Annotated in this window: 9 protein-coding genes; 5 read left to right on the top strand and 4 right to left on the bottom strand. The window is 69.0% G+C overall.

The window, feature by feature from the left end:
• Positions 1-167 precede the first annotated feature (167 nt).
• Both ACIBL3_RS26480 and ACIBL3_RS26475 read left to right on the top strand, forming a co-directional pair.
• Positions 168-1,097, top strand: a complete 930-nt coding sequence (locus ACIBL3_RS26480) for an SMP-30/gluconolactonase/LRE family protein (RefSeq protein WP_396356265.1) — start codon at positions 168-170, stop codon at positions 1,095-1,097.
• A 117-nt stretch (positions 1,098-1,214) separates the two neighbouring features.
• Entirely contained in the window at positions 1,215-2,183 is a 969-nt protein-coding gene (locus ACIBL3_RS26475) for a hypothetical protein (protein WP_396356264.1), read from the top strand.
• A 48-nt stretch (positions 2,184-2,231) separates the two neighbouring features.
• On the opposite strand, the gene ACIBL3_RS26470 is transcribed toward ACIBL3_RS26475, so the two are convergent.
• The 4 genes from ACIBL3_RS26470 to ACIBL3_RS26455 form a co-directional block, all read right to left on the bottom strand.
• Entirely contained in the window at positions 2,232-3,671 is a 1,440-nt protein-coding gene (locus ACIBL3_RS26470; RefSeq protein ID WP_396356263.1) for an Nramp family divalent metal transporter, read from the bottom strand.
• A gap of 97 nt (positions 3,672-3,768) precedes the next feature.
• The gene (locus ACIBL3_RS26465) at positions 3,769-4,209 is read right to left on the bottom strand and encodes a YdeI/OmpD-associated family protein (RefSeq protein ID WP_396356261.1); all 441 of its coding nucleotides are present in this window, start codon (positions 4,207-4,209) and stop codon (positions 3,769-3,771) included.
• Between the two features lie 395 nt (positions 4,210-4,604).
• Entirely contained in the window at positions 4,605-4,925 is a 321-nt protein-coding gene (locus ACIBL3_RS26460; RefSeq protein WP_396356260.1) for a hypothetical protein, read from the bottom strand.
• 146 nt (positions 4,926-5,071) lie between these two features.
• The gene (locus tag ACIBL3_RS26455) at positions 5,072-7,273 is read right to left on the bottom strand and encodes an MMPL family transporter (RefSeq protein WP_396356259.1); all 2,202 of its coding nucleotides are present in this window, start codon (positions 7,271-7,273) and stop codon (positions 5,072-5,074) included.
• A gap of 179 nt (positions 7,274-7,452) precedes the next feature.
• Between ACIBL3_RS26455 and ACIBL3_RS26450 the strand changes: the two genes are divergently transcribed.
• From ACIBL3_RS26450 to nirB, 3 genes are read left to right on the top strand one after another with little or no spacing between them, the layout of a single operon-like run.
• Complete coding sequence (locus ACIBL3_RS26450; protein ID WP_396356258.1) at positions 7,453-8,820, top strand: MFS transporter; 1,368 nt, start codon at positions 7,453-7,455, stop codon at positions 8,818-8,820.
• Positions 8,817-10,937, top strand: coding sequence for a molybdopterin oxidoreductase family protein (locus tag ACIBL3_RS26445; RefSeq protein WP_396356257.1), 2,121 nt, complete (start codon positions 8,817-8,819; stop codon positions 10,935-10,937). Before ACIBL3_RS26450 ends, ACIBL3_RS26445 begins: the two co-directional genes overlap by 4 nt.
• On the top strand, positions 10,934-14,839 hold the full coding sequence (nirB, locus tag ACIBL3_RS26440) for a nitrite reductase large subunit NirB (protein ID WP_396356256.1): 3,906 nt from the start codon (positions 10,934-10,936) through the stop codon (positions 14,837-14,839). Before ACIBL3_RS26445 ends, nirB begins: the two co-directional genes overlap by 4 nt.
• The last annotated feature ends 14 nt before the right edge of the window (positions 14,840-14,853 follow it).

Genomic DNA, 14,853 nt, shown 5'->3' with positions numbered 1-14,853 from the left:
GGGATTTCTCCACGGTGTTGACTCATTGGGGTAGGCACGCGCCCCCGTCCGGCGCCGGTCCCATGGTTTCGTCCGGGAGGTCCACCGGCCGGTCCGCGGGCGCACGCCGTACCGAAACGGAATAGGCTTTCCGGCGAACCGGGGAGTCGACCTGCTGAGGAGTGACGATGACGGGCATTCTGGAGCCGCTGGCCGGTACTGCGCCGGCCGTCTGGGAGAAGCTGGACGACCGGTTCGCCGGGATCCGCGGCGACCGGCTGCTGGAGCGGCTGTGGACCGGCGGGCGGTGGGTGGAGGGCCCGGTGTACTCACCGGCCGGCCGCTACCTGCTGTGGAGCGACATCCCGAACGACCGCATCCTGCGCTGGGACGAGACGTCGTACCAGGTCTCGGTCTTCCGGCACCCGGCTGGGAACACGAACGGGCACACGCTCGACACCGAGGGCCGTCTGGTCAGCTGTGAGCACGGCAACCGCCGGGTCACCCGGACCGAGCACCACGGCGCCGTGACCGTGCTGGCCTCCGAGTACGACGGGAAGCGGCTGAACAGCCCGAACGACGTGGTGGTCAAGCGGGACGGGTCGGTCTGGTTCACCGACCCGGCGTACGGGATCGACAGCGACTACGAGGGGTATAAGAGCGAGATCGAGACCGGCGGCTGCCACGTCTACCGGGTCTCGCCGGACGGCGTGCTGACCCGGGTCGCCGACGACTTCAACCGGCCGAACGGGCTGGCGTTCTCGCCGGACGAGTCGCTGCTCTACATCGCCGACTCCGAGGAGGGCACGCTGCGGGTGTTCACCGTGGAGGGCGACAAACTGTCCGGCGGCGAGCTGTTCGCGGAGTGCGGCAACGGGATCTTCGACGGCATCCGGCTCGACACCGAGGGCCGGATCTGGGCCTCGGCCGCCGACGGCGTGCACATCTACCACCCGGACGGCACCCTGCTCGGCAAGCTCCTGGTGCCCGAGACGGTGTCCAACCTGGTCTGGGGCGGCCCGAAACGCAACCGCCTCTTCCTGACCGCGACCACCTCGGTCTACTCCCTGTACACCACCGTCAACGGCGCCCCCGGCCCCTACGGCCCACTGCGCTGACAGTTCCCTCGTGCGAGGGAGGGCGTTCGTCCTCCGGATGGATCACGTCGACGGGGTGTGAATGACAGCGTGCTTCGGGTGGCCCGCGCCGGGCGGGCCGGATCCGAAGGAGTTCACGTGCTCAGCCCGAAGTTCGTCCGTCGACTGGTTCCCGCCGGAGCACTGGCCCTGCTAGCGGCCATCGGCGTGCTGGCATCGCCGGCTGCCGCCGGTCAGGACCCGGTGATGCGGGTCTCTGGCGCGGCGGGCGGTCGACTGGGGCCGGAATGGCCAGGGATGGAAGGCGATCCGGTGCGGTTCGAGATCGACGGCCAGGCCACCGATCCGCTGCATCCGTCCGGAACGTTCCACGTCGTCCACCGCAAGCCGGACGGCCGGTTGCTGGCCGAGTTCAGCGGCCGGATCACCAGCCTGAAGGCCGTCGACGAGGTCGCGATCGTGACCGGCGTGATCGACGCGGCGGAGCATCCCGACATAGACCTGGAGTTCGTCGGCAAGCCGGTCGCGATGACGGTGTACGACGGCGGCGACCACGACCGGATCGGCTGGGCGTGGGGCTTCTTCGGCGCCCCGGTCAGCCCGCTGCAGGGCACCGCGCCGTACTTCGCCCTGACCGATGGTGGCTTCCGAGTCGACGGGGGAGCGCGCCATCACGGTGCCCAGGGCAACGGTCCGGCGGTGGACGTGCGGACGGGCGACGGTACGACGGTCGCCGCCGTACTCGGTGGTCCGAGCCCGACCGGCAGTGCGCTGCGCTTCGACCTCAGCGCACGCGTGCCGGCCGGGGGTGACGCGACCCAGGTCCAGGGAAGCTTCCACTTCACCGAGCGGGGCAAGGCGAGCCTCGAAGGCCGGCTCACCTGCTTGCAAACCGGCGGCCCTGTCGCGGTCACCACCGGCGTGGTGACCAGGTCGGACGATCCCGCCCAGGTCGGCAAGCCGGTCTCGTTCTCGCTCAAGGACGGGCAGGTCGACCGGATCAGCTGGCTCTGGAGTTGGTCCGCCGAGAAGCCGCCGATCGCCGACTGCCTCTCGACCGTCCCCTCCTACGCCCCACGCTGGGGCGGGGTCGTCGTACTGCCGTAGGCCTGACGGACCCGGGTACGGCGGTGGAGCGCCGTACCCGGGGTTGGGTCAGAAGTTCTTCTTGATCTGGTCGATGATCGTGAACACGGCCAGGAAGCCGAAGGCCAGGAACGAGAACGCCAGCACCGCGGTGCGCAGCTTCGTGATCCGGATCGCCTTGGGCAGGGCCCGCGAGTTCATCCACCACAGCAGGCCGGAGTAGAAGAACATCATCGTGCCCGCGGTACAGGCGGAGATGACCAGCAGCACCAGCGGCTGGGTCAGGCCGGCCAGCAGCACCATGATGCCGAAGGCAACGAGCCCCCAGACCAGGTAGAAGTACAGCTTGGACTCGCTCACCGCCGAGGTGCGCAGATAGCGCGACTTGACCATGTCCGCGGTCAGCCGGGACGTGTAGTCGACGATGCCGGCTGCCGCCGCGAACAGCGAGAACGCCCCGATCGCCCAGAACAGGTAGCCGAACCAGTCGCCGACCAGCGACTGCAGCGTGGTGCCCTCGATCTTCAGGAAGCTGATGTTGTTCTTGACGTCCGGGTTCCCGAACAGCGTCGCGTGCGCGAGCATCGAGGTGAACACGATGGTGAGCACCGTGATCGCCACGAAGGTCAGGCCCTGCTCGACATTGGCGAACTTCCACCAGCGCCGCCAGCGAGCCATGTTCGCGTCGTCGATGGCGAAGGTGTAGCCGTTGGCGGTCGGGTCCGCCTCCTTCTCACCGGTGATCGGCGAGGTCAGCCGCGGCACGTGCACACCCATGCCGAAGCCCTTGTCCCGGATCCAGTTGCTCTGCACCAGGTTCTGCCCGCCGCCGGCTCCGGCGTACGCGATCGCACCCATGATCAGGGCGAACCCGAGCTGGTCGGCCGGGAACTGCGGGTTGGTGACGGCGTCGCCGAGCGCGCCGTACGTCTTGCCCCGGATAGCGAACGCCAGCGCCAGCACGACCAGCAGGGCGACGGCCGCGATCTTGACGAAGATCAGCCGCTCGAGCATCACGTAGACGACCGGCGCGAAGGTCAGGATCAGGCCGATCACGAGCAGGATTCCGATCGCGATCCAGCGCGGATCCCCGGCGCCGAACAGGTACGTGAGCATCGCTGCCGAACTGGTCGCCCAGCCCGGCCACATGTTCGCGAAGTAGGTCATGATCGCGAAGAACAGGCCCCAGTGCTTCCAGTACCGGTTGAAGCCGGTCAACGCTGTCTCACCAGTTGCCAGCGTGTACCGCTCGATCTCCATGTTCAGGAACCACTGCACGATCACGCCGACCACGGCGCCCCAGAGGAACACCAGGCCGACCTGGCTCGCGATGTACGGCCACAGGATGAACTCGCCGGAGGCCAGCCCGACACCGGCGCCGACCATGCCGGGGCCGATGATCTTCCAGGTGTTGGTGGGTGGTTCGGGTAGGTCGCGAACCTGCGGTGCGGGCAGGTTCCTCGTCGGCAGAGCGAATCTGCCGTGCTCAGTCGATGTCGTGTCTGCCATCGTTGGTCCTCACTTCCTCGACCCCCGCGCACTTTGTCCGGACCTTAGCGAATACTGTCGACACAGGCGACCCGACACAGTGCGGCTGCAGGCGTCTTTAAGAGGACTTGAGCATCTCGACCGCCTTCGCGATCCGCCGTACCCGGGTCTCCGGCTTCTTGGCGTCGTTGATTGCGTTCACGTGCTCACGCCGGTGGCTGTAGCTCAAGGCATCGAACGCCTCCCGCACCCCAGCCTCCTCGAGCGCTGCCGCCAGATCCTCCGGTACGACGACCGTCCGCTCAGCCGTATCCCGCTCGACCGTCACGGTCACCGCATCACCGTCCCCCTTCCCCAGTTGAGTCCGGATCCCCTTCAGCATCCCGATCACCATGCACCCACCCATCGACGCGATCGACCCCCGATACTCAACCCCGTCAAACGAAGCCCGCACCGGAATCCGCCCCCCACCCCCCAACGCAGCAATCACCTCGCCGGGCACCTCCACCCAAGCCCCGCCCCCGTCATTAACCACAACCGTCCCCACAAACGTCTCCATACGCCCACGGTACAAAGTCTTTAGGATCTGGGGATGCGCTACCACGAGGTCGAGCCCGAGGCGGTGTACGGATAATCCCCTGAAATTGCCCCTTCTCCCTTGAAGTTTCGGTAGGAGAACGGGCCACGTGGCGGGAGAACCCCTCAAATGGTTCGGCCCCAGCAGGGCTGGGGGCCGATGCCGGCGGCGCGCGCTCGGGGCGGCTGTGGTGGCTGGCGGGGTTGTGACGTAGGAGGGTTTTGCCGCGCCAACGGGGTAAAACCCTCCAGCGATCCGACGCCGGGATCGGTGGCTCAGCGTGGGTCACATCCGGATGACCACCCACACATCAAGCAGAAGAGCCGGATAACCCCTCGCGTGACTGACCAGCCGAACTTCCTTGACGAGGCACTAGTCTAGGTGAGGGGAACGCGTCGGCCCGTGCCCAGCTCGCCGGCTTCGCCGGCGCCGGTAATGAAGTACAGGTAGGCGTCGCCGAACTCCTCACCGTCGTCGAACACCTCGAACTGCTCCTTCTCCGATCGCTCGGCGAGATATTCATCGACTTCGAAGATCCAAGGACAGTCGACGTCGTCGGGGACGATCGCCGAGCTCCTCGGCCAGGTGGAGCCGATTGGCGCCCCCGTGGCGATGAGGGGTACGTGGATCTCGACGACCAGTTGGCCATGGCAAGACCTTATGCCCCGCCCGCAGTCGATAGAGCGCGGTGAGAACACCGGTGCAACCCGCGACCCCGGTTCCCTCACGAATCACGGGCAGGCGGCGCCACGGGGCGGTCGATGAAGCGCGATAGCGCGTAATACCGGGTGGGTGGGAGCGGCCGCGTGCGAGCGGTAGCGAGCGTAGCGGCTGCGTGGGGAAGTCACTTCGCGAGTTTGCTGGGCCACCAGACCTTTTTGCCCAGGTCGTAGGAGAGGGCGGGGACCAGGAGGGAGCGGACGACGGTGGTGTCGAGGAGGACGCCGAAGGCGACCATGAAGGCTATTTGGACGAGGAAGAGGATGGGGAGGACGGCCAGGGCGGAGAAGGTGGCGGCGAGGACGACGCCGGCGGAGGTGATGACGCCGCCGGTGACGGCGAGGCCGATCAGGATGCCGGGTCTGGTGCCCTGTTGCTGGGACTCCTCCCGGACCCGGGTCATCAGGAAGATCGAGTAGTCGATGCCCAGGGCAACGAGGAAGACGAACGCGTAGAGCGGGATGCTCGGGTCGGCGCCGGGGAAGCCGAAGACGTGGTTGAACATCAGCGCGCTCACCCCGACCGTGGCGGCGAACGAGATCACGTTCGCGACCACCAGCAGGACCGCCGCCACGATCGAGCGCAGCAACAGCATGAGGACGACGAAGATCACCGCCAGGATCGCCGGGATGATCACCCGCAGGTCGCGCTCACTGGCGTCCAGCACGTCGAGGTTGATCGCGGTGTTCCCGCCGACCAGGATGTCCGGCGACACCTTGTCCAGCTCGGTCCGCAGGTGCTCGACGACCTTCGTGGCCTCGGGTGAGTCGGCCGCGACCTCCAGCGTCGCCTGGACCAGAACCTTGCCATCGACAACCTTCGGCGGTACGCCGGGAGCCGCCGACGCCGACGCCGTACCGACGCCCTCGACCTGCGACGCGGTCTGGACCACCTGGTCGGCCTGAGCGACCGGAGTGAGGATCTGGACCGGCGTACCGGCGCCGGCGTCGAAGTGCTTGGCCAGCTCCTCCTGCCCGGTGACGGACTCGACCTTGTCGAGGAACAGGTCCTCCTGCGAGATCCCGCTCGCCTTGAACGTCGGCAGGAACGCCGCACAGCCGAGCAGCACCAGCGCGGTGATCGCCCACACCTTGCGCGGACTGCGGCCGACCAGACCGGACACCCGTCCCCACAGCCGGCGGCCGCCGACCTGGTCGCTGGCGTGCACGTGGTCGACCCGCGGGATGGACGGCCAGAAGATCCGCCGGCCGAACGCGAGCAGGATGGCCGGCAGGAAACTCATCGAGGCGATCAGCGCGCCGGCGATCCCGATCGCGCCGACCGGACCGAGGCCCTTGGTGCTGCCGAGCTGGGAGAGCAGCAGGCAGAGCAGGCCGAGGATGACGGTCGCCGCGCTGGCCGCGATCGGCTCGATCGACGCCCGCCACGCGATCCGCATCGCGTCGTACTTGCTGGTGTAGTCGTGCAACTCCTCTTTGTAACGGGACACGAGGAGCAGTGAGTAGTCCGTCGCGGCACCGACGACCAGGATGAACAGGATGCCCTGACTCTGCCCGTTCAGCTCGAGTACGCCGTTCTTCGCCAGCGGGTACACCACCAGCGCGGCCAGCGCGAGGCCGAAGATGGCAGTGAGCAGTACGGCGATCGGCAGGATCGGGCTGCGGTAGACGATCAACAGGATCACGAACACCACCGCGAGCGCGACGCCCAGCAGGATTCCGTCGATCCCGCCGAAGGCGACCACGAAGTCCGCGAACACGCCGCCCGGCCCGGTCACGTAGACGTTCAGACCAGTGGGTGTGAGGTCTTGCTTGATCTCGGTCCGCATCGCCTTGGCGGCGGCGTACAGCACGGTCTCGCCCTCGTGGACCACGTCGTCGACCCGGTCGCCGTCGAGTTCGACGGTGATCAGCAGGGCCTTCTTGTCCTCCGACGGGATCACCGTCTTGGCCGGCGCGGCGAGGTAGTCGCCGATCGTCGAGCCGTTGCCGAGGTCGAGGGCCGGCACCTTGGCCAGGAACGCCTGCGCCTTGGCGAGGTCGGCGGGCGTGATCCCGGCGTCGCGCTGGATCAGGACGAAGTACGGCAACGCGTTGGAGTCGACGAACTTGGCGGACTCGTTGGCCACCAACGTCGATTCGGCTTGTTTCGGGAGGAAATTGGCGTTGTCGTTCTCCTGGACCTCGCTCAGCTTCCCGACCGTCGGCCCGCCCAGCGAGGCCAGCACCAGCCACCCGATCAGTACGGCGGCGATCGCCGCGCGCCACGCCCAGCGGCCACTCCCGCGCCCGCCGGTGCGCCTACCCTGGCCGCCGTCCCCGGTCTCCAGACCTGCCTCGTCGGTGGTCTGCTCGCTCTGCTTCAACGTTGTCCCCTCAGCGTCGGTAGGGGCACAGTACCCAGCCACGCCAGTTGTTCTCTCACCGCCCGCCGATGGGTGTGCGGGAGCCGTTTCGGCGGCGTAACAACAAGATGACTACGCGGAAACACCCCGGTCATAGCGTCCTGGCCTACTAAGTGAGGTCGGATGATCGGAGACTTACGATGACGCTCGAGGCACGACCAGAGGCCGTCGCCACCCGCGACGGCAGCGGGGCGGTCGGGACGGTCGAGGCGCCGCGACGCGGGCGCTGGATCGATGTCTGGGATCCCGAGGACACCACGTTCTGGGCCGAGAAGGGCCGTGCGGTCGCGCGGCGCAACCTGTGGCCGTCGATCTTCGCCGAGTTCCTCGGCTTCTCCGTCTGGCAGCTGTGGAGCATCGTCGTCGTCTCGATGCCGAGGGCGGGGTTCGACTACTCCACCAACCAGCTGTTCTGGCTGGTCGCGCTGCCGAGCCTGGTCGGCGCGACGCTGCGGCTGCCCTACACGTTCGCGGTCCCGCGGTTCGGCGGCCGGAACTGGACCATCGTGTCCGCGCTGCTGCTGCTGATCCCGACGATCGGGCTGTCGTACTTCATCACCCAGCCGGGCACGCCGTTCTGGCTGATGGCGCTGGTCGCGGCCACCGCGGGTGTCGGCGGCGGCAACTTCGCCAGCAGTATGACGAACATCTCGTTCTTCTACCCGGAGAAGGAGAAGGGCTTCGCGCTCGGCATCAACGCCGCCGGTGGCAACCTCGGCGTCGCGGTGGTCCAGCTGGTGGTGCCGGTGGTGATCGTCCTCGGCGCGGGCCTGACGCTGAACCGGGCCGGCCTGATGTGGATCCCGCTGATCCTGCTGGCCGCGTTCGTGGCCTGGAAGGTGATGGCCAACCTGTCCGTCGCGAACTCCTCGTTCCGGACCTCGATCGCGGCGGCGAAGCGGCCGCACACGTGGATCATCTCGTTCCTCTACATCGGCACCTTCGGCTCGTTCATCGGGTTCGGCGCGGCCTTCCCGCTGCTGATCAAGACCAGCTTCCCCGAGATCACGGTGTCCCACGTCGCCTTCCTCGGCGCTCTGGTCGGCTCGGTCGCCCGGCCGTTCGGCGGCAAGCTGTCGGACAAGCTCGGCGGCGCCTGGGTGACGGTCTGCGCGTTCGTGGTGATGGGCCTGGGCATCCTGTCGGCGATCGTCTCGCTGAACTCGGGCAGCTTCACCGCGTTCCTGATCAGCTTCCTGGTCCTGTTCGTTGCCAGCGGCGCCGGCAACGGGTCGACGTACCGGATGATCCCCGCGGTCTTCCGGCTGACCACGCCGGACGACCTGGGCCGGGCCAAGCGCGAGGCGGCGGCCTGCATCGGGATCGCGTCCGCGGTCGGCGCGTACGGCGGCTTCCTGGTCCCGCGCGGGTTCGCGATGTCGACCAGCAACTTCGGCTCGCTGATCCCGGCGCTGTACGTCTTCTGTGGCTTCTACGTGGTCTGCCTGGCCGTGACGTACTTCTGCTACCTCCGCAAGGGTGGCCCGCTCAGCATGGAGCGCGTGTGACGGCAGTTCCCTCCCACTGCCCGTACTGCGCCCTGCAGTGCGCCACCTCCCTGCACCCGGCCGACCGGCCGGGTGCAGTGGAGGTGCAGCCGCGCGAGTTCCCCACCAACAAGGGTGGGTTGTGCCGCAAGGGCTGGACGGCTCCGGAGGTGCTGACCGTGCCGGACCGGCTCACCACACCGCTGGTGCGGGACGCGGCCGGCGACCTGGTGCCGGTCAGTTGGGACGAGGCGCTCGACTTCGTCGCCGACCGGATCCGTTCGCTGCAGACCGAGCACGGCAACGACGCCGTCGCGGTCTTCGGCGGTGGGGGACTGACCAACGAGAAGGCGTACGCGCTGGGCAAGTTCGCCCGGGTGGCGCTGAAGACCGCGAACGTGGACTACAACGGCCGGTTCTGCATGTCGTCCGCGGCAGCCGCGACGAACCGCGCCTTCGGGATCGACCGAGGGCTGCCGTTCCCGCTGGCCGACGTGGCCGGTGCCGGCGCCGTCCTGCTGGTCGGCAGCAACATCGCCGAGACGATGCCTCCGGCGGTCTCGCACCTCGAAGGTGTCCGCGGCTCGGGTGGGCTTCTGGTCGTCGACCCGCGCCGTACGGCGACTGCCTCGCTGACCGAGGACGGTGCCGGCATCCACCTCCAGGCGACCCCCGGGACCGACCTGGCGCTGGTGCTCGCGCTGACTCACGTCGTACTGCAGGAAGGTCTCGCGGACACGGCGTACCTGACCGAGCGCACCGACGACCCGGACGCGCTGTTCCGCTCGACCGCCTCCTGGTGGCCTGAGCGTGCGGAACGCGTGACCGGCGTGCCGGCCACAACGATCCGCCGAGCAGCGCGGGCACTCGCAGCCGCGGCGCCCGTGCACGGGGGCGCCGGGGCGTTCATCCTGACCGGGCGCGGTGCGGAGCAGCACAGCAAGGGCACCGACACAGTCACGGCCTGCATCAACCTCGCACTGGCGCTGGGACTGCCCGGCCGGCTCGGCAGCGGCTACGGCTGCATCACCGGCCAAGGCAACGGCCAGGGCGGCCGCGAACACGGCCAGAAGGCCGACCAGTTGCCGGGCTACCGCAGCATCGCCGACCCCGCTGCCCGCGCGCACGTCGCGTCGGTCTGGGGCGTGGACCCGGACAGCCTGCCTGGTCCAGGGAAGAGCGCGGTCGAGCTGATCAATTCGCTGGGGACACGTCAAGGGCCCAAGGCGCTGCTCGTTCACGGCAGCAACTTGCTGGTGTCCGCACCTCGTTTGGCATCAGTGCGGGAGCGACTGGCAGCTCTTGACCTGTTGGTGGTCGCTGACGTCGTGCCGTCCGAGACGGCCTTGCTCGCGGATGTCGTCTTCCCGGTCACGCAGTGGGCTGAAGAGGAAGGCACGATGACCTCGCTCGAGGGCCGGGTCATTCGGCGCCGTGCTGCGATCACAGCGCCCGGTGACGTTCGCAGTGATCTGGCGGTCTTCGCCGGTCTTGCCGAACGCCTGGACAGCATTCCTTTCTCGACGGATCCGGCGGAGATCTTCGAGGAACTCCGGCTCGCCAGCAAGGGCGGCAAGGCGGACTACTCCGGCATCACCTGGGACCGGATCGACGCAGGCGAGGCGCTGTTCTGGCCGGTGCCTGCTGAAGGTCACCCGGGTACGCCGCGACTGTTCGCGGACTCCTTCAGTACGCCGGACGGCCGCGCGCACGTGGTTCCCGTCGACCACCGCCCGGTCGCGGACGACCTCAACGCCGCCGCGCCGATGTACCTGGTCACCGGGCGGCTGCTGCAGCACTACCAGAGCGGCGCGCAGACGCGGCGGGTGCTGGAGCTGGCCGAGGCCGAGCCGGAGGTGTTCGCCGAGATCCACCCGCGGGTGGCGGCGCAGCTGGGTGTTTCCGACGGGCGCCCGATCCAGCTGCGCACCGCCCGCGGTGCGATGGTCCTCCTGGCCCGGGTGACCACCGACGTCCGTCCGGACACGGTCTTCGTGCCGTTCCACTACGGCGGCGCCGGCGCGGTCAACGAGCTCACCAACGACGCGCTCGACCCGGTGTCCCGGATGCCCGAGTTCAAGGCCTGTGCCGTCGAAGTCACAGCCGCCAGCCTCCCGGCGACTGGAGTTCCGGCATGAACGACAAAGTGGTGATCATCGGAGGTGGCATGGCCGGCCGGCGGTTGGCCGGGCTGCTTCCGTCGTACGACGTGACCGTCCTCGGTGACGAGGGTTCGTACAACCGTGGCCGGCTGACCGAGTACGTCGCCGGTCGCGCAGCCGAGCCGGTGCTCGGTTCGGAAGCGGTGGCGACTGCTGCCCGGGTGGACCGTTCGCGGCGGGTGGTCACGGACACCGATGGTCGCGAGTGGGCCTACGACCGGCTCGTATTCGCCACCGGTGCAACACCTCTTGTGCCCAAGGGGATCCCGGACGCGGCCGGAGTGCACACGCTCCGGTCCGCGGCCGACGCGCGGGCGATCGTCGAGCAGGCCTCGCACGTCCGGCGTGCCGTGGTGCTCGGCGGCGGTGTGCTCGGTGTCGAGACCGCCTGTGCGTTGCGCGAGCGTGGTGTCGCGGTGACGCTCGTCCACGACGGGGAAACCCTGCTGGACAAGACGATTCGGCTCACCGCCGGTCGGCGGGTCACGCGCGCGGTGCGTGAGCTCGGTGTCGAGGTGCTGCTCAACACGACCCTCGAAGGCACCGACCTGCGCGACGAGCGGTTCCGGGCGCTGCGGTTGCGCGGCGGCCGCCAGGTGTTCGGCGAGTTGCTCGTCGTCGCCTGTGGCGTGCAGCCGCGTGCCAACCTGGCCACCGGGCTGACGGTCCGGACCGGCATCGTCGTCGACCGGACGTTCACGAGCCCGGACGACCCACGGGTGCACGCGATCGGTGACTGCGCCGAGTACGACGGCCTGGTCACCGGCACGGTCGCGTCGGCGTGGGCGCAGGCCGAGGCGCTCGCGCAGCATCTGGCCGGCGCGGAGCACGACGTACCGGACTACGAGGTGGTCCGGCTGACCGCGGGCGGCCTGGACCTGCTTGTCCTCGGCAGCAAAGAGGACGACGGGGAGGTGGTTCGGCTCGAGGACGGTGAGCGGTACGTCCGCGCCGTACTGCGGGACGGCATCGTCCGCTCGGCCGTCGCGGTCGGCGCCCCTGAGGTGGCTGCGGAACTCGTGCTGCTGGCCGACCGGGGTACGCCGGTCGCGGCCGAGGGACTGCTGGCGGCTCCCGACGTACCGAAGAAGAAGGTGGCCACCGTCTGCAGGTGCAACGGGGTCACCAGGGCCGCACTCGAGGCCGCTTGGCGTGGAGGTGCCGACAGCGTCGCCGGCATCGCCGCGAAGACGCGGGCGACGACCGGGTGCGGCAGCTGCACCGGCGCCGTCGGCGATCTGCTCGACCGCTTCCGCCGCGGCGAGACCGAACCAGTACCAACCAGGAGGGCGACGATGACAGAGCTGAACCAGGCCCGGCACGTAGTGGTGGTGGGCGGAGGAATGGTCGCTCACCGGTTGGTCGAGGCGCTGCGTTCTCGCGACCCCGAGATCCAATGGCGGATCACGGTGCTGGCCGAGGAGCCCCGGCTGCCGTACGACCGGGTCGCGCTGACCAGCTACTTCTCCGGTCGCGACCCGCACGACCTCTCGCTGGGTGACCCCGAGCTCTGGGACGACCCGGCGGTGACACTGCGCAAGGGCGTTCAGGTCACGTCGTTCGACAGCACGGCCAAGACCGTGACGACCACGCGCGGCGAGAAGATCGGGTACGACGAACTGGTCCTGGCGACAGGCTCGTCGGCCTTCGTGCCGCCGGTGAAGAACAACGACGCGCAGGGCTGCTTCGTTTATCGCACCATCGACGACGTGGCCGCCCTCCGGGTGTACGTCGAGCGGCTGAAGAGCGAGGGCAAGGACGTCCACGGCGTCGTGGTCGGGGGTGGTCTGCTCGGTCTCGAGGCAGCTGGTGCGCTCCGAGCCCTCGGTGCGGCGACCAAGGTGGTCGAGTTCGCGCCGCGGCTGATGCCGCTGCAGGTGGACGAGGGCGGCGGCGCCGCACTGGCCCGGCTGATCGAGGGACTGGACGTCGACGTGCTGGTGTCGACCCAGTGCACCAGGGTCAAGCTCACGTCGCAGGGCGCCGCGCGGGCGATGGCGCTTGCCGAAGGCCCCGATCTGCCGGCCGACGTGGTCGTGTTTGCGACCGGGGTGCGGCCGCGGGACGAGCTGGCCCGGGAGGCCGGTCTGGCGATCGGTGAGCGCGGCGGTGTCGTGGTCGACGAGGCCTGCCGGACGTCAGTGCCCGGGGTCTGGGCGATCGGCGAGGTCGCGTGCATCGAGGGCCGGGTCTGGGGTCTGGTCGCCCCGGGTTACACGATGGCCGAGATCGTCGCCGACCGGCTACTCGGCGGCGAGGCGACCTTCCCGGGCGCGGACACCTCGACGAAGCTGAAGCTGCTCGGGGTCGACGTGGCCAGCTTCGGCGATGCCTTCGGTACGTCGGAAGGCGCGCTCGACATCGTCTACGCCGACCCGATCGCGGGTGTCTACAAGAAGCTCGTGCTGTCCGATGACGCTCGTACCTTGCTCGGCGGCATCCTCGTCGGCGACGCGTCGGCGTACTCCGGACTCCGCCCGATGGTCGGTCGCGAGCTCGGCGCGGACCCGGCGGCGTTCCTGCTGCCCGAGGGCGCCGGGCCGGTCAAGCTCGAGCTCCCCGACGACGCGCCGGTCTGCTCGTGCAACAACGTGTCGGCCGGCACGATCCGCTGCGCCGTCCGCGACGAGGGCTGCGGCGACATCAAGTCGGTGTGCGGCAAGACCAAGGCCGGCACCTCGTGCGGCTCGTGCCTGCCGATCGTGAAGAACCTGATGAACACCGAGCTGGCCAAGGCCGGGGTCGAGGTCAGCAAGGCGCTGTGCGAGCACTTCGCGCTGTCCCGCGCCGAGCTGTTCGACGTGGTCCGGATCACCGAGCTGCGCACGTTCAGCGAGATCGTCGAGCGGCACGGCACCGGTCGCGGCTGCGACATCTGCAAGCCGGTGGTCGCCTCGATCCTGGCCAGCCTGGACCCCGCGGGGCACGTGCTCGAAGGCGAGCGCGCGACGCTGCAGGACACCAACGACCACGTGATGGCCAACATGCAGAAGGACGGCACGTACTCCGTCGTCCCGCGGGTCCCGGGTGGTGAGATCACCCCGGAGGGCCTGATCACGATCGGCGAGGTGGCCCGCGACTTCGGCCTCTACACCAAGATCACCGGCGGCCAGCGGGTCGACCTGTTCGGCGCCCGGATCGAGCAGCTGCCGGCGATCTGGAAGCGGCTGGTCGACGCCGGGTTCGAGTCCGGGCACGCGTACGGCAAGGCGCTGCGCACGGTGAAGTCGTGCGTCGGATCGACCTGGTGCCGGTACGGCGTCCAGGACTCGGTCGGGATGGCGATCGCGCTGGAGCTGCGGTACCGCGGGCTGCGGTCGCCGCACAAGCTCAAGCTCGGTGTCTCCGGCTGCGCCCGCGAGTGCGCCGAGGCGCGCGGCAAGGACGTCGGCGTGATCGCGACCGAGAAGGGCTGGAACCTGTACGTCGGCGGCAACGGCGGCATGACCCCGCGGCACGCCGAGCTGCTCGCCTCGGACCTGAGCGACGACGAGCTGTTCCAGGCGATCGACCGGTTCCTCATGTACTACATCCGCACCGGCGACCGGTTGCAGCGGACCTCCGTCTGGATCAGCGAGATCGAAGGCGGTCTCGACCACGTCAAGGACGTCGTACTGAACGACAGCCTCGGCATCGCCGGCGACCTGGACGCCGCGATGGCCCGGCACGTCGACAACTACGTCGACGAGTGGCGCGCCACCTTGAACGACCCCGAGAAGCTGGCCCGGTTCGTCTCCTTCGTGAACGCGCCCGACCAGCCGGACGCCGACCTGCGGTACGTGGTCGAGCGCAACCAGCCGCGGCCCGCCACCCCGGCCGAGCGCGGACAACTGGAGCCGGTGCTGCTCGCCGGCCCCCGATTGGAGGTACGCCCGTGAAGGAGCGTAGCGAG

Origin of the sequence: Kribbella sp. NPDC050124, assembly GCF_044460355.1 — a bacterium.
Classification (GTDB): domain Bacteria; phylum Actinomycetota; class Actinomycetes; order Propionibacteriales; family Kribbellaceae; genus Kribbella.
Note: the sequence above shows the minus strand (reverse complement) of the source record. Positions and strands in the feature narration are given on the sequence as shown.